This is a genomic window from Marinomonas vulgaris (assembly GCF_018145875.1).
Lineage (GTDB): Bacteria > Pseudomonadota > Gammaproteobacteria > Pseudomonadales > Marinomonadaceae > Marinomonas > Marinomonas vulgaris.
Genome location: NZ_JAGSSV010000005.1, coordinates 91,840 through 107,332, shown reverse-complemented (window position 1 = coordinate 107,332; position 15,493 = coordinate 91,840). Strand labels below are relative to the sequence as shown.

The following is a 15,493-nucleotide window of genomic DNA, read 5'->3' as shown; positions in this document are numbered from 1 at the left end:
GGAAATTAAATGGGCTTTTTACCCTTAGGTCAGCAAACAGAATATGTTTCTGAATACGATGCAGGGTTGCTTTACCCCATAGCAAGAGTGAATAAATGGTCTGAAATGGGCATTGAGTCTGAGCATCTTCCTTTTTATGGGGAGGATATTTGGAACGCTTACGAATTGTCTTGGTTGAACACCAAAGGCAAGCCAATCGTGGCCATTGCCGAATGTCGATTGCCTTGTGGCTCGCCGAACATCATTGAGTCTAAGTCGTTTAAATTGTATTTAAACTCCTTGAATCAAATGCGCTATGACTCGGTTGAGGAAGTACAGGCGATTATTGAGCGTGATTTATCCAAAGCGGCTGGCGCCGAGGTCACTGTGATTATTCGTGATGTGGATTCCATGGCGGCCTTGGTGATGTTAACGCCAGATTATTGTATCGATGAATTAGACATTGATATGGATGTTTACCACCCTGATGCAAATCTACTGAAAACGGACAGGGGCGTTGGCGTAACAGAAGAGCGTTTAGTCAGTCATTTGTTGAAGTCGAACTGTCCTGTTACCAATCAGCCGGATTGGGGCTCGATTTTTATCGAGTACAAAGGCGCTAAGATCAATCATGAAAGCTTATTGAAATACGTAGTGTCCTTTCGTGAACACACAGACTTTCATGAGCAATGTGTTGAGCGTATTTACATTGATATCATGCGCCAGTGTCAGCCAGAAAGTTTAACGGTTTATGCACGTTATGTTCGTCGTGGCGGGTTAGATATCAATCCATATCGTGCTTCGTCTCCGATGGTGTTGAGTAACGATCGCTTAACACGCCAATAATCTAATGATAACCCTGTGTAAGAGACAAAAGTGACATAAAAAAAGAGAGCTAAAATGCTCTCTTTTTTTCTGCAAGGTACCGGCTTATTTTAAGATTTGCTCAGCGTGAGCCTTGGTTTTTACCTTGCTGATGATGTCGCTGATTAGGCCGTTTTCATCGATAACAAACGTGGTTCTGACTGTTCCCATGGACTCTCGCCCCATAAATTTTTTCAGCTGCCAAGTACCATAAAGCTCGTGTACCACTTTTTCTGTGTCGGCAATAAGTGGGAAAGGGAGTTCGTACTTGGCAATGAAGTTTTGGTGTTTTTTCTCAGTGTCTGTGCTTACACCAAGCACAACGAAACCTTGGTCGAGCAGTGTTTGGTAGTGGTCGCGCAGGTCGCAGGCTTGGGCGGTGCAGCCGGGAGTGGAATCTCTTGGGTAGAAATACAAGACAACTTTTTTGCCTTTGAATTGACTTAGGGTAATGGTATTGCCGTTTTGGTCGTTAGCGCTGAAATCCGGCGCGACTTGTCCAATCTCAAGGGTCATAAAATTACTCTCTATTAGGTGGATTTGAATCAGCAAATATTCGTTTTGCCAACTCGTGTTTTAAGACCCCTAAGCTTAACAACAGATACTCTAAAAATCCTAATAAATCACCTATTGGAGCGAATTTACTCCGGCTTTACGCCGCCTCATTATTGTTAAACCTGAGCCTGGACGTTACTATAGGCGCGCTTATAATTTATCGGAGACTTGACATGATCACGGGCAGTTTAGTGGCGCTTATCACGCCGATGACGTTAGATGGCGCTGTGGATGCTAAAAAATTGGATGATCTGATCGAGTTTCATATACAAGCCGGCACACATGGCATTGTAGCGGTTGGAACCACAGGTGAATCTTCGACATTGACAACAGAAGAGCACGCTAATGTGATTCGTCAAGTCGTCGAAACCGTAAAAGGTCGAGTGCCTGTCATCGCGGGAACAGGGGCCAATGCCACCCACGAAGCAATAGACCTGACGCGAAGTGCGAAAAACGCCGGTGCCGATGCCTGCTTGTTAGTCACTCCCTACTACAACAAGCCAACTCAAGAAGGCTTGTATCAACATTTTAAAGCCATTGCAGAGGCGGTGGATATCCCTCAAATTTTATACAATGTGCCGGGTCGTACCGCATGCGATATGCAGAACGAGACGGTAGTGCGTTTGTCTGCGATTAAAAATATTGTCGGTGTCAAAGACGCCACAGGCGATCTAGAGCGTGGTGAGGCGTTAATCAACGCCGTACCAAGCGATTTTGCTGTGTATTCTGGTGATGATCCGACCGCTGTGTCTCTTATGCTATTGGGCGGTAAAGGTAACATTTCAGTGACCGCTAATGTGGCGCCTAAAATGGTGGCTCAAGCCGCTGAGCAGGCCTTATCGGGTCTGAGTGATCAAGCCCACGCCACGGATTCAGCCATAGCGTCTTTACACCAAAATTTGTTTTTAGAATCAAACCCTATCCCAGTAAAATGGGCATGCAGTCAGCTAGGATTGTGTGACGAGGGAATACGTTTACCTTTGACCCTTTTATCTCAACCGCATCATTCTGCGGTTCGCCAAGCCATGATAGAGGCTGGAGTGTTATGAAAATGAATAAAGTTACTTTGCAGCTAGTGGCTGCTGGTTCTGTCACGCTTATGTTGTCTGGCTGTAGTACGTTCTTTACCGACAGCTCAGATGATTATCAGCAAGAGTCTGCGGTCGCGTCCACGTTAGAAGCGCCTGAAGGCTCTGTACCGTCAAAAGACGTGTTAGTGATTCCAAATGAAAACGCCATTGCCGATCTCGAAGACTCCAAGCCATTTGTAAATCCAAGAGCGCCCTTTATTTTTTACCCAATGGTGAAAGTAGATGTGGCCGAAACCAGCGACGCTATTGAATTGATCATGTCTGCTAATGGCGTGTTGGCGAAACGTATTGTTACTGACTTTTTGACGGCTATCCACGGAGCTGGTTCTGCCATTGCGGAACAAACCGACACCAGCATTACCACGGTACCATTTGATTTTCACCCTCAAGGTTACTGGGCGGCACTATGGAGTGACATTACTCGATTGCACCCAGCTAAAACTGCTTTCCAATTCAACTTCTCTGAACGTGACGGTAAAACCGTGGTATCGGTTCAATACCGTGATGAAGTGAAGAATCTCGACCCAAGCGATTGGATGACCCCGGCCAATAACGAAGACGCTCACACTATTGTTGCTCGTTTATGGGGAACCATGGGGCGTCAACTCAATCAGTCATCTGCGTATTTGTCGAACCGTGGCGATGGCGCACCTTTCCCGATTTGGGTAGATCACCAAGGTCACTTCTCCCTATATTTGGGCAAAGACGTATCACCAGCCGAGATTGAAACGAACCTAAATGCGGCGGGATTTTACTTTATCCCTGATGCAGAACAGATGATTGCGCCCGTTCCTAATGAAGAAGTGGAACGTGTTGGTGATGTCATCAGTTTTGACGTGCCTAATGGAACCGGTGGTAGCACAAAATTATTCAATGTTCGTCGTCGTAATTTAGACGATGTAAGCTGGGACAAACGCGAGTACTCGTACAAAATTACCCATCAAAAAGCCGGCGACTTCTTGGTTATCGATGTGTCAACTATGGAGTTTCCAGAGTTAACCTCGTTCCTTTTGGCCCAGCGTTTTGTAAAATAAATTAGATTAACCCTCACTCAAGTAATCGGAGACTCTCCAATGGAAAAACGACAAGAGCTGTATGCAGGTAAAGCCAAATCTGTATTTCGCACAGATGATCCTGACAAAATGGTTCTAGTGTTTCGTGATGATACTTCTGCTTTTGATGGCAAGCGTATCGAGCAGCTTGACCGTAAAGGCATGGTGAACAACAAGTTCAACGCTTTTATCATGACTAAGTTGCAAGAAGCTGGTATCCCAACTCATTTTGAAGCCTTGTTGAGTGATAACGAAGCGCTAGTCAAAAATCTAGACATGATGCCCGTGGAGTGTGTGGTGCGTAACGTCGCTGCCGGCAGCTTATGTCGTCGTTTGGGTGTTGAAGAAGGCGTTACTTTGACCCCACCGACATTTGAATTGTTTTTGAAAAACGACGCCTTGGGTGATCCTATGATCAACGAGTCACATGTTGAATCATTTGGCTGGGCCAAAGCGGAAGATCTAGCCAAAGCCAAAGCGCTGACATACAAGGTTAATGATGTATTAAAAGCGATTTTTGCTGAAGGTGGCATGATTCTGGTTGATTACAAATTGGAATTTGGTCTATATAAAGGGGAGGTTTTGTTGGGTGATGAGTTCTCGCCAGACGGTTGCCGTTTGTGGGACGCCAAAACCAAAGAGAAATTAGACAAAGACCGTTTCCGTCAAGGCTTAGGCGGCGTGATCGAAGCGTACGAAGATGTAGGTCGTCGTATCGGGATCGATTTCGACGCATAAGCGTATTGGTAACCTAGTACATAATGGAGGGCGCATACCCCTCCATTTTTTTACCACGCTTTTACCGCGCAAGGATACACATTGATTAATTTTCTACCTGTTGCTATCGGCCTAAGATACGCCAGAGCCAAACGATCCAATCATTTTATCTCCTTTATTAGCTTTTCTTCCATTGCTGGCCTTGCACTGGGTGTAATGGTGCTGATTACTGTTTTGTCGGTTATGAATGGCTTTGACCGAGAATTACGTGAACGTATTTTGGGCATGGTGCCTCACGCCACCTTGTGGGGAAGCCCTGTTCTCAATGACTGGCGCAATACGGCTCAACTGGTCGAAGGTATGCCAGATGTGGTTGGCGTAGCGCCACATATTCAAGCTCAGGTGATGTTCCAATCGGGTGAAAGTGTTCATGGTGCTATTTTGAATGGTGTGAACCCTGAGATGGAAGCCAAGGTCTCTATCATTGATGAAAACATGGCGTCTGGGACTCTTAATGCACTGAATGACACCAGCTTCGGCATTGTTTTAGGCGCTCAGTTGGCAAAAATGCTCAGAGTGGATATTGGCGATAAAGTGACGGCTATTTTACCCAAGGCCAATGTTTCTATTGCTGGTGTGGCACCTATTTTAAAGCGTTTTACCGTGGTAGGAACATTTGAGGTAGGCGCCGAGTTAGACAGCAGTTTGGCCTACATCAACATTAAAGACGCTGCCAAACTTAAGCGTTATAAAGAAGATGAAATAGAGGCCTTGCGTATTTCCTTTGACGATTTATTCGTTGCGCCGTCGCGTATTTGGAACATCGCCAGAGAGATTCCAGGTCAAAACAGAGTAAGCGACTGGACGCGTACCCACGGTAGCTTGTTTCAAGCCATTAAGATGGAAAAAACCATGATAGGTTTGTTGCTTTTACTGATTGTGGCCGTGGCGGCGTTTAATATTGTGTCGACGTTGGTGATGGTGGTAACAGACAAGCGAAACGACATCGCAATATTACGAACCATGGGCCTTACGTCCGGCCAGGTGATGTGGGTATTTATTGTGCAGGGTGTCTTCATCGGCATGCTGGGCACATTGATTGGAGTTGTGCTGGGTGTCGCACTGGCATTGAACGTGAGCGAAATTATTGCCGGCTTGCAAGCCTTATTGAATGTGGAATTTTTGAGTGCTGATGTGTACTTCATTAACTATTTGCCTTCCGAGCTACAGTGGTCGGATGTTAAATTGATTGTATCGTCCGCTTTTATTATGACCATAGCCGCCACGATTTACCCTGCTTGGCGCGCATCAAAAGTTGAACCCGCAGAGGCATTACGATATGAGTAATCAAGTGGTGCTTGAGTGTCAAGCTTTGTCAAAACACTACCAAGACGGCAAGCAAACCGTCGAGGTTTTTAATTCGATCGACTTTAGTCTGAATAAAGGAACTGCTTGTGCCATTGTTGGTGCTTCAGGTTCAGGCAAAACTACCTTGTTGAATTTGTTAGCGGGACTGGATTTGGCCACAACAGGGGATGTCGCTTTAGCAGGCGTGTCATGGTCTAGCATTAAAGATTCAAAACGCGCCAAAATGCGTAACAAAGAGATGGGCTTTGTGTACCAGTTTCATCATTTGTTGCCAGAGTTTAGTGCTTTAGAAAATGTCTTGATGCCCATGTGGATTGCAGGGATGGATAAGAAAACGGCAAAGCAGCAGGGCGAGGCCTTGTTAGCGCAAGTTGGGCTGGCGGATCGTTTGCATCATAAACCCTCTCAGCTTTCTGGCGGTGAGCGCCAACGAGTGGCGATTGCCAGAGCCTTAGCGAACAAGCCAGCGTGTGTATTGATGGATGAGCCGACGGGTAATCTGGATGAGAAAACCTCACAAGAAATTCAAAATCTGATTAACGAATTAAAAACGACCCACGACATGGCATTTCTTATTGTGACCCATGATGAAAAAATGCTTAGCTGGATGGATTCGGCATATTGTTTGTCTCAAGGTGCATTAGAACAAATGAAGTAATGATGATGAGCCCTAAAGCAAGCGCCAAAGGTGAGTGTTTGCTCAGGGCTTGTCTTGATGGCGAAGCTTACGTTCTTGCCAGCGTTTCGTCACATGAACGCGCCATAAAATACTGATGGCAGCATAGCCGATGGCACCAAATACTAAGCCAGACACAATAGAACCGGCGTAGAGTGGTGGCCAGATGTGTTCCATCTTGTCCCAGATCCATTCAACCGATAGCTGAAAGTCTTTTTCATTGTGGTAATCGAGTAATAGCGCGCCAACTTTATAGTTGAAATAAAACACAAAAGGCATGGTAAATGGGTTGGTGATCCAGACTAACGCGATGGATAAAGGAATATTCGCTCGCAGTGGAATGGCTAACAGAGCTGCTGCTAACATTTGAAAAGGCATGGGTATAAACGCCCATAATATGCCGTTGAAAAATGCTCTTGCTACAGATTTGCGGTTAAGGTGCCATAAATTGGCCTGATAAATCTGAGAGCCCAGTAAGCTTAAGGCTTTACTTTGTTTGAGTTTTTCAGGATTAGGTATGAATTTCTTAAGATAATTCTTCGGCATAATCAGGTATAAAATAATTTAGCAATTTAAGACAAGGAGGTCTTATGTTACTAAGTAGTTTGTCCATATTGATGGGCGCCATTTTGGTGCCGAGTGATTATTCGTGGGTGTATTCTACTTACATAGTTTTCTTGTGTCTCTACCTATTATGGTCAAAGCGTTTATTCGTATTGTTTTTGGCACTTTTCTCCTTTATTTTTGTTTTTTTAAGCGAAAATACGACTTATTCTCAAATACAACTTGATCAGGACGATGTGGTTTGGGTTGATTTTGAACGAAAAAAAGTTTTCCACCAAACGACAGCAAGTCATCCAACTCAATTCGAGCATAAAGCGCAAAAACTTTCTTTAACATTTTTTACTCCTGATGGAGAAAGAAAAACCCTTCATGATATGACCCTACATCGGCTGGAAAGTCCTGTGCCTATTTATGGTCATATAGACGAGCGAGCAGCGTCCCTATTTAAGGGCGAGATAAACCAGATTACGCGCCAGGATAAAGCGGGAAATTGGTGGCAGAAACAGCTTTATATCACACGACAAGTTGCCCAAATCAGAGTCAATTTTGACGCAGATCCGACCGCTGCGTTGGAAAATTCGGCAAAACCAAGAGATCGTCTGCGTGCTACGCTCGATGAGCGCTTATCTTCCTTTGAAACCTGGCGTTTTTCCAAAGCACTTTTATTGGGAGACAATAACCTTTGGAGTGAGCGCGACACTTGGATCGTTCGAACCCTTGGTTTGGCGCATTTGTTTGTTGTATCGGGTTTGCACACAGGTTTTATGTTCGTTATTGGTCGCTCAATCAGTTGGCTGGTCTGGCAAAGCTTGCCAGCAAGGCTAGTACTTTCTGGTGTAACTCGCTGGCATTGCGATGGGATTCTTGTAATACCTTTATTGCTGGGGTACGCCTATGTGACTGGCTGGGGAGAGCCTGTGGTGAGGGCTGGCATTATGCTTAGCGTGTATATGCTGGCACGGATGTTGTCATTGAAAGTCTCGCCGCACAGGATCATTTCTTTTGCACTTTGGTTGGTGTTGCTGGTGGAGCCAAGGTCGATCCTGAGTCCGGGTCTTTGGTTGTCTTTTAGTATGGTGTATTTATTGGTTGGCTATTGCCAAACATCGATAAAATGGACCCGACTATTGATGGCACAAGTGATGCTGAGCACCGCTTCCATGGTGTTGATTTTAGGTTGGCAAGAGGCTATTTCCAGTGCTTCTGTATTGGTGAATATTGTGCTCATCCCTCTGGCTGCGTTTGTCTGGTTCCCCGTTGGCATTGTGTCCTGTTTGGAAGTGCTGCTGGTGTCCACCAGCTATGTGTATATGGGGCTGGATTGGGTGCTGGGGTTTGTTGTTCTCGGGCTTGAGTGGGCGGTCTTTCGTCTACCTTTGTTGTTCTATACGGCATTTTCGACCGATGTACCGCGATGGATCATGCTGTTATTAGTGTTGGGATGGGTCTATCAAAGCCCGTTAAAACGAGGCGTCTTAAGTGCCGCGGTGATTTGGTTGGTGATTTTTTTGCCGAGTTTTTTTCAGCATAGTAGAGCCGATTTATCGTTATCAAATCAACAGGGACAATTTGTGTTTAGAGCACAAGATAGCATTGCTCTTAACGCCAGCTGGGCAAAAGAAGACATGGCCTCTTTGCTATTAAATCCTTATTTCCCTCACCTTCATTCCGATGTATTGATGATGTCGCCAAACAGGTTAGCGGATGTCTCACCGCAATGGCTTTTGTCCCATGATGTAGCCTGGATACTGCTGCAAAAGCCGTCACCTCATGTTGAACTATTCGATGCATTAAAGGTGAATTGGCTGATTGTTGACGAGGAAGAACGCTTATCTTTCTTCTTTCAAAATGATGGCGTGGTTTTGCAACATTCGGCTTGTGTGTATTCATTTTTTCTCTTTAAATCTGACACTTGCAAACGTGTTGAAAAGCTAGAGAGTGTGTTAAATTACCAACAAATTTAATTTGGAGAGCGATGTGTTAGCTTTTATTCAAACAGGTGGTTTTTTTATGTGGCCGTTAATGGCCTGTTCCATTTTGACGCTGGCCATCATTCTTGAGCGCTTTTGGACCTTACGTAAAGCAAGTGTTGCTCCCCAGGGGTTGTTGTCCGAAGTAATGACGCGTCTTAGAGACGATAGAATGACGCTGGATTACATTCGTTCCATGCAATCCAAAGCGGGGCTTTCGTCCATTTTTGCCGCCGGATTATTGAATTCTAAGCATGGACGTAGCGCCATGAAGGAAAGTGTGCAAGACGCCGCCAGTCATGTGATTCACGAATTGGAGCGCTTCATGAACACCTTGGGTACTATTGCCGCCATTGCACCTTTACTGGGTCTGCTAGGTACCGTAGTTGGTATGATCAAGGTGTTTGCGGTGCTGATGGAAAATGGCGCTGGCAATACGGCCTTGCTCGCAGGCGGTATTTCAGAAGCCTTGTTAACCACCGCCGCAGGTTTGGGTGTGGCCATTCCCGCCTTGATTTTTCATCGTTTTTTCAGTCGTCGTATTGATGTGTTAGTGGTTACCATGGAGCAGCAATCAAGCAAGCTGATTGATGCGTTACACGGCGAACGAGATAAGTCAGGAGTTGCTCAGTGAAATTCAGACGTCAAAAAATAGATGACGTACAAATTAATCTTACGCCGTTAATTGACGTTGTTTTTCTGTTGCTGATCTTTTTTATGGTCAGTACCACTTTTAACCAAAGCACCGAATTAACCATTGATTTGCCCACTGCTACCTCGGATGCACCAAGCAGTGATCGTAGTAAGCAGGTCGAGTTGGTAATAACGGCGGATGGTCAATATGTCATCAATGGGCAAACCTTGATCAATGAGAAAGTCAGTACCTTGATACAAGGCTTAAAAGAAACCACGCAAGGGGATGTAAGTCGTCCTTTGATCATCACGGCGGACGCGAAATCTTCCTACGATATGGTGCTTCGAGTCTATGATGCGGCGGCTTCCTTGGGTATGACGAAATTGGCTCACACAGCCCAAAGAGAATCGTCTCAGTGAGTCTTGAGTCTTTATTTACCCGGTCTTGGTATGGTCGATGGGGGTGGACACATGTCTTTCGCCCGTTGCAGCCCTTGGTGCGCTATTTGGTAGCCAAAAAACGCCAAGCGTTTCTGACCAATACTCAAAATGTTTATAAAGCCCCCGTTCCTGTGATCGTGGTCGGTAATATCAGTGTGGGCGGAACGGGCAAATCTCCCATGGTGGTGGCCTTGTGTGAATTGCTAATTCAGCAGGGGTATCGCCCAGGGATTGTGTCCCGTGGTCATGGTGCGAAGATCACATCGCCCATATCAGTGGATGAGAACAGTTCTGTGCAAACCGTAGGCGATGAACCTGTGATGTTAGCGCGCCGATCAAAATGCCCCCTGGTAGTGTGTCCGAAAAGAGTGGATGCGGTTAGGCACCTACTGGCTAATCATGATGTTGACGTGGTGATCAGTGACGACGGCATGCAACACTACCATCTGCAGCGTGATATCGAAATCGCCATGTTAGACGCCAAACGAGGGTTGGGAAATAGCCAATTACTGCCAGTGGGGCCATTAAGAGAGCCTACTGAGCGGCTGGCGTCGGTGGATTTTATCGTCAGTGTGACCAATGCCATTTCGCCGGCTTTGCAGAAAATTTCTTGGCCAGTGACCCTGGCGACTTTGGTTCCTACTGAGCTCATATCCTTAGATGGACAGCGCCGGCTCGATTTTCAGGCGGCTTTCGAGCCTAATGGGACGACACCAAAGACAAGCTGGCACGTTGTGGCCGGCATTGGTAACCCAGAGCGTTTTATGGATACCCTTTACGATTTAGGTCTTTCAGCGACGAACAGTCGCCATTCTTGGTTTTCTGATCACCATCAATTTACTTCTGCCGATATTCCAACCTCTGGGGCGGTGATCATGACAGAAAAAGACGCGGTTAAATGTCAGTCTTTGGTGCTAGAAAACACCAATGTCTGGTATTTACCCGTATCATTAATATTATCTGAGGCGTTTCAGCGCGCTTTTTTAGACAAATTAAACCTCATTACAACGGACTTTACCCATGAATAAAACCTTATTAAATATCCTTGTTTGTCCTGTTACCAAAGCGGCACTGACATTAAGCAAAGATGGTACCGAATTGATTAGCAAGGTCGGTGGTATGGCTTACCCAGTACGAGACGGCATTCCCGTGTTATTGGAAACCGAAGCGCGTACCTTGACCGCAGACGAGCGTTTAGAGTCTGGCTCGGCAAAGTGACGGACGACGCGTTACAGGCAATAGAAGCGAGCTTGCAAAAACAGGTTTCTTTGGCCAGCTACAATACCTTTCGTTTTGATTATCCAGCCGAGTATTTTGCTGTGGCGGATTCTTTAGAGTATTTAGCCACACTATTGCAATGGGCGAACGCCGCCGATCAGCCTGTGACCATGATAGGTGGTGGTAGCAACCTGCTTATTTGTGGTGCTATTTCGGGCCTGGTGATCATCAATCGCTTGAAGGGAATTGATGCGGTCGAGCATAGCAATGGCTCTGTCACAGTCACGGCGTCGGCGGGGGAGAACTGGCATCAGCTTGTACGCTATACCGTCGAGCAAGGCTGGCACGGCATTGAAAACCTTGCTTTGATTCCAGGTACGGCAGGTGCCGCGCCGGTACAAAATATCGGCGCTTACGGTGTCGAAGTAAAAGATGTACTGACTCGAATTCAAGTGATTAACACGCATAATGGGTCAGTGTTTTGGATGGACGCTAACGAGTGTGGTTTTGCCTACCGAGACAGTTTTTTTAAGCAACAATGGAAAAGTACTCTTTTAATTACGGCGATTGAATTAACGCTACACAAAGAGTCTGAACTCACACTTGAATACGGTGGTTTGTCGGCGCATTTAAGTGAGAAGCCAAGCTTGCAAGAGGTGTTCGAGTTAGTTTGTCGAGTGCGTAGTGAGAAATTGCCTGACCCTAGCGAGCTGCCCAATGCCGGCAGTTTTTTTAAGAATCCCGTTGTTTCCCAAACTGCATACGAGAATCTAAAAACGCGTTTCGAGAATCTTGTCGCCTTTCCTGTGGCAGGTGGTATGAAACTGGCCGCTGGCTGGTTGATTGATCACGCTGGTTGGAAGGGCAAGGTACGTGACCGTGTTGGCGTTTATGATAAGCAGGCTCTGGTGTTAGTGAATTATTCTGATATCTCGGCAGCAGGTTTGTTGGCGTTAGAGTCGGACATTAAAGCCTCTGTGTTTGAGCGTTACGGTGTGCTATTAGAAAGAGAGCCGGTTTTGTTACCAGAAAGTGCTCGAAAGCTGGAGCTCGAACAACCTTGAAAATTGGCATCATGGACTCAGGCGCAGGTGGCCTGACCATTTTAAATCGCATCCATACCAAGCTTCCGAGCTTGGATTTGGTGTACTTGGCTGATGAGACCTTCGCGCCCTATGGCAACAAAGACCCAGAAGCGTTGCAGCATAGGTTGGTGGCGATCGGTGCCTTCTTTCATCAAGAAGGTGTGTCGGCCATTGTGGTGGCGTGTAATACCGCGACTGTGGTTGGCATCGAAGCATTAAGAGCGTCCACTGTCTTGCCTGTTATCGGCGTAGAGCCAGCCGTTAAGCCCGCCTGTCGCATGGGGAATCAGCGTAGGGTTGCGGTGTTAGCCACACCGGTGACAGCGCAAAGTGCGCGTCTGACGCAGCTAATCGAGCTTTGGAAAGCCGACAGCTATGTGTCTATTATATCCAGCTCAAGCCTGGCTTATGACATAGATGCGTGGCCTGAATCAGTGGGGAGGATCAAACAAACCATTGCTTCTTTAGCGAAGAACATGCAAACGAAGCAAATAGATACCTTGGTGCTTGCTTGCACCCATTATCCCTTAGTAAAAGCTTTGTTTGAAGAAGAGCTTGGCGCTGCTTGTGAAATTGTTGAGCCGAGTGAGGGCGTGTCTTCACAGTTGATTCGACGTTTGACGGCGGCTTACCCTGAGCAGATGATGTCCCACCTTGACAGTAATTGTACTGCAAAGGGGCAGATACAGTTATGCAGCTCGATAAGCCTTGATAACATGCCTCGCCTGTTGAATTGGGTGACGGATAAAGCGGCGGTTTTAGCTCAGCGTCATGTCCACATTTAGTTTTCGGGCGAATAACTTTTATTTTTCGAATAAAAAGTGGTGTATGCGTTCCTTTTCTTTCATGGCATCTTGATATCCTAGCGTCATCAGCGCTTTGCAATAGGGCGGTGTAAACAGCAAATAGCTGGCTGCCGAGCTAACCTTGTCCGATGCAGAGCCTCCCGCCGCTTTTAGTACCACACGAATGTTTTTAGGCAATGTATCCAAGTAGTGATGCGCAATGTCATTGAGTTCTTGCGAGGGGGAAACGATGAGTGTGTCTGTGGGCAAATGGCTGTATTGCGCCTTCTTGTTTTCCGGTAAATCTTGAATTAAGCGATTCATTATATCCAGTTGGCGAATGTCGTCCTCCAAGTTATCAATAAAAGCACTGTTTAGTAATTGCCCAAGAATTTGTGCCATGCTCGGCGCGCTCAGTTCATCACTGGGCTCTACAAGCGTTGAGGATGCTACCTGACTGTTGCCACTCACGCCGATAATAAAGAGCTTTTTAGCCCCCAATTTAAGGGCTGGATAAATGGCTGACTTTTGTCTTATCGCGCCATCTCCGTAGTAGTGTTGCTGTATTTTATGAGCCGGAAAAATCACAGGAATGGCACTGGATGCTAATAGGTGATCCACTCCCATATTGGTAATTACGCCTTTGCGGCGATTCCCTTGCCATCCCGCCAATTGAGACTGGCCTTGAACGAAGGTAGTAGATTCGCCGGTGCTGTAGCTCATGGCGGTGATGGCGAGCGCCTTGAGGTGTTGTTTGTCGATGGCGGTTTGGATGTGTGAAAAATCCAGTCTATTGGTGAGTAAATCCTTTAATGGCGTATTTTCCATAAGGGCAATGGGGTTATCGCGGTTGTGTAAGTGAAACAGGGCCATGAGCGTTTTTGTCATTGAACTGGCCATGGGCCAGCGGCCAACCGTGTAAATTTGATCGGGTGTTAGCTGACGCCACACAAAAGCGAGGGTAGAAACGGCTTTCGAGAAGTCGTCTGCGTAGGTCGCCAGCATGGTAGCATTTAATGCGCCAGCCGAAGTACCACACAAAATAGGAAAGGGCAGGGGCGAGTGTTTAGGTACCATTTTCCCCATTGCCGATAAGACGCCCACTTGATAAGCCGCCCGAGCGCCGCCGCCTGATAACACTAATGCATTGTTATTTGTCATAGGCCCACCTGTTTGCTGTGTTGTATTGTTTATCGGTGTCAAGATATCAGTAATTATTATGTCTGTTGATCTTTGTTATTACAATAAGTGGACAGGTTATGATAAGTGGGTCACAATTTCTCATTAGTACATATTAAATAGCATAGTCAAAATAATAATAAGGATAACAGCATGAGTCATTCTGTGGTCATTAGTGGTGTGGGGTTGTGGACTCCAGAACACAAAATTAGCAATGAAGAGTTGGTGGAAAGTTACAATGCTTGGGCAGAGCGCTTTAATAAGCAAAATGCTGAGCTCATTGAGCAAGGAAGGGAAGAGGCAAAGCCTTTGTCCAGTGCGGCGTTTATTGAGAAAGCCTCAGGCATCAAAAGCCGTTTTGTCTATTCAAAAGAAGGGGTGCTTGATATTGATCGGATGCGTCCTGTTTTGGAAGTTCGCGATGACGATCAGCTTTCTCATCAGGCTCAAATGGCGATTGCTGCTGCGAAGAAGGCGTTGAGCGCGGCGAATAAATCACCGGCAGACATTGATATGGTAATTGTATCTTGTGCCTATACTCAGCGATCCTATCCCGCGATCGCCATTGAGGTGCAAGCGGCGCTGGGTATCGAAGGGTTTGGTTTTGATATGCTGGTGGCGTGTTCTGCCGCCACATTTGGTTTGCAAAGAGCGGTTGACGCCGTCGCCGCTGGTACATCAAAAGGTGTGCTGGTGATTAACCCTGAATTAACCTCCCCACAAGTGAATTACATGGATCGAGATTCCCATTTCATTTTTGGCGATGTGGCGACCGCAACGGTCGTAGAAGGCGCAGCGACGTGCCGTTCTGAACAGGCTTTTGATGTGCTCAGCACTCGCTGTGTGACCGTGTACTCAAATGCCATTCGATCGAATTTTGGCTACATTACTCGTGTGACAGACGAAGATCCTTATTCTGCGGATAAGTTATTCCACCAGCAGGGGCGTAAGGTTTTCAAAGAAGTGTGCCCCATGGCGGCCGAACACATAGAAAGCCATTTATCGAGTGAAGGGATCCCGGTAACAGAACTAAAGCGCTGGTGGTTGCATCAAGCGAATATCAATATGAATTTGCTCATCAGTCGTCGTTTACTGGGTCGCGATGCAACCTTAGAAGAAGCGCCCGTGGTGCTAGATGAATATGCCAATACGGCCTCAGCGGGCAGCATCATAGCGTTTGCTAAGTATCATCAGGATTTAGCAAAAGGCGATATTGGGGTGATTTGTTCGTTTGGCGCAGGCTATTCGATCGGCAGTTTGATCTTGCGTAAACGCTAATACCCTAGTTTTTTCACATACCTTACCGAGCTTACGGG

18 protein-coding genes are annotated in these 15,493 nt (G+C 46.4%); 14 read left to right on the top strand and 4 right to left on the bottom strand.

What is annotated here, in order from left to right:
- Window positions 1-9 precede the first annotated feature (9 nt).
- Window positions 10-825: an NADPH-dependent 7-cyano-7-deazaguanine reductase QueF gene (queF, locus tag J9B83_RS06160; RefSeq protein ID WP_211535869.1), complete on the top strand. Its 816-nt coding sequence runs from the start codon at window positions 10-12 to the stop codon at window positions 823-825.
- An 84-nt stretch (window positions 826-909) separates the two neighbouring features.
- Here the strand turns inward: queF and bcp are convergent, their stop codons facing one another.
- Window positions 910-1,359 (bottom strand): thioredoxin-dependent thiol peroxidase, encoded by a 450-nt coding sequence (bcp, locus tag J9B83_RS06155; RefSeq protein ID WP_211535868.1) that lies wholly within the window; start codon window positions 1,357-1,359, stop codon window positions 910-912.
- Between the two features lie 212 nt (window positions 1,360-1,571).
- Here bcp and dapA point away from each other — a divergent pair, with 212 nt between their 5' ends.
- The 5 genes from dapA to J9B83_RS06130 all read left to right on the top strand — a co-directional run bounded on the left by dapA (window position 1,572) and on the right by J9B83_RS06130 (window position 6,284).
- Window positions 1,572-2,447, top strand: a complete 876-nt coding sequence (dapA, locus tag J9B83_RS06150; RefSeq protein ID WP_211535867.1) for a 4-hydroxy-tetrahydrodipicolinate synthase — start codon at window positions 1,572-1,574, stop codon at window positions 2,445-2,447.
- Window positions 2,448-2,449: 2 nt separating this feature from the next.
- Window positions 2,450-3,523 carry a hypothetical protein gene (locus J9B83_RS06145; RefSeq protein WP_211535866.1) on the top strand — a complete coding sequence of 358 codons (1,074 nt, stop codon included), beginning with the start codon at window positions 2,450-2,452 and terminating at the stop codon, window positions 3,521-3,523.
- Window positions 3,524-3,562: 39 nt separating this feature from the next.
- The gene (gene purC, locus J9B83_RS06140; protein WP_211535865.1) at window positions 3,563-4,279 is read left to right on the top strand and encodes a phosphoribosylaminoimidazolesuccinocarboxamide synthase; all 717 of its coding nucleotides are present in this window, start codon (window positions 3,563-3,565) and stop codon (window positions 4,277-4,279) included.
- A gap of 81 nt (window positions 4,280-4,360) precedes the next feature.
- On the top strand, window positions 4,361-5,605 hold the full coding sequence (locus J9B83_RS06135; protein WP_211535864.1) for a lipoprotein-releasing ABC transporter permease subunit: 1,245 nt from the start codon (window positions 4,361-4,363) through the stop codon (window positions 5,603-5,605).
- On the top strand, window positions 5,598-6,284 hold the full coding sequence (locus tag J9B83_RS06130; protein WP_211535863.1) for an ABC transporter ATP-binding protein: 687 nt from the start codon (window positions 5,598-5,600) through the stop codon (window positions 6,282-6,284). The genes J9B83_RS06135 and J9B83_RS06130 overlap by 8 nt, the downstream gene beginning before the upstream one ends.
- Before the next feature lie 42 nt (window positions 6,285-6,326).
- On the opposite strand, the gene J9B83_RS06125 is transcribed toward J9B83_RS06130, so the two are convergent.
- Complete coding sequence (locus J9B83_RS06125; RefSeq protein WP_211535862.1) at window positions 6,327-6,848, bottom strand: DUF2062 domain-containing protein; 522 nt, start codon at window positions 6,846-6,848, stop codon at window positions 6,327-6,329.
- A gap of 192 nt (window positions 6,849-7,040) precedes the next feature.
- On the bottom strand, window positions 7,041-7,202 hold the full coding sequence (locus J9B83_RS06120; RefSeq protein WP_211535861.1) for a hypothetical protein: 162 nt from the start codon (window positions 7,200-7,202) through the stop codon (window positions 7,041-7,043).
- 38 nt (window positions 7,203-7,240) lie between these two features.
- Here J9B83_RS06120 and J9B83_RS06115 point away from each other — a divergent pair, with 38 nt between their 5' ends.
- The 7 genes from J9B83_RS06115 to murI are packed head-to-tail and all read left to right on the top strand — an operon-like array spanning window position 7,241 to window position 12,998.
- Window positions 7,241-8,830: a ComEC/Rec2 family competence protein gene (locus J9B83_RS06115; protein ID WP_211535860.1), complete on the top strand. Its 1,590-nt coding sequence runs from the start codon at window positions 7,241-7,243 to the stop codon at window positions 8,828-8,830.
- 13 nt (window positions 8,831-8,843) lie between these two features.
- Window positions 8,844-9,470, top strand: a complete 627-nt coding sequence (locus J9B83_RS06110) for a MotA/TolQ/ExbB proton channel family protein (protein ID WP_211535859.1) — start codon at window positions 8,844-8,846, stop codon at window positions 9,468-9,470.
- Window positions 9,467-9,889 carry an ExbD/TolR family protein gene (locus J9B83_RS06105; RefSeq protein ID WP_211535858.1) on the top strand — a complete coding sequence of 141 codons (423 nt, stop codon included), beginning with the start codon at window positions 9,467-9,469 and terminating at the stop codon, window positions 9,887-9,889. The genes J9B83_RS06110 and J9B83_RS06105 overlap by 4 nt, the downstream gene beginning before the upstream one ends.
- On the top strand, window positions 9,886-10,938 hold the full coding sequence (lpxK, locus tag J9B83_RS06100) for a tetraacyldisaccharide 4'-kinase (protein ID WP_211535857.1): 1,053 nt from the start codon (window positions 9,886-9,888) through the stop codon (window positions 10,936-10,938). The genes J9B83_RS06105 and lpxK overlap by 4 nt, the downstream gene beginning before the upstream one ends.
- Window positions 10,931-11,128, top strand: a complete 198-nt coding sequence (locus J9B83_RS06095; RefSeq protein WP_211535856.1) for a Trm112 family protein — start codon at window positions 10,931-10,933, stop codon at window positions 11,126-11,128. The genes lpxK and J9B83_RS06095 overlap by 8 nt, the downstream gene beginning before the upstream one ends.
- Window positions 11,125-12,192, top strand: a complete 1,068-nt coding sequence (murB, locus tag J9B83_RS06090) for a UDP-N-acetylmuramate dehydrogenase (protein WP_211535855.1) — start codon at window positions 11,125-11,127, stop codon at window positions 12,190-12,192. The genes J9B83_RS06095 and murB overlap by 4 nt, the downstream gene beginning before the upstream one ends.
- Window positions 12,189-12,998 (top strand): glutamate racemase, encoded by an 810-nt coding sequence (gene murI, locus J9B83_RS06085; protein ID WP_211535854.1) that lies wholly within the window; start codon window positions 12,189-12,191, stop codon window positions 12,996-12,998. The genes murB and murI overlap by 4 nt, the downstream gene beginning before the upstream one ends.
- Before the next feature lie 18 nt (window positions 12,999-13,016).
- On the opposite strand, the gene J9B83_RS06080 is transcribed toward murI, so the two are convergent.
- On the bottom strand, window positions 13,017-14,159 hold the full coding sequence (locus J9B83_RS06080; RefSeq protein WP_211535853.1) for a patatin-like phospholipase family protein: 1,143 nt from the start codon (window positions 14,157-14,159) through the stop codon (window positions 13,017-13,019).
- 171 nt (window positions 14,160-14,330) lie between these two features.
- Between J9B83_RS06080 and J9B83_RS06075 the strand changes: the two genes are divergently transcribed.
- Window positions 14,331-15,455 (top strand): beta-ketoacyl-ACP synthase III, encoded by a 1,125-nt coding sequence (locus tag J9B83_RS06075; protein WP_211535852.1) that lies wholly within the window; start codon window positions 14,331-14,333, stop codon window positions 15,453-15,455.
- Window positions 15,456-15,493: the final 38 nt, after the last annotated feature.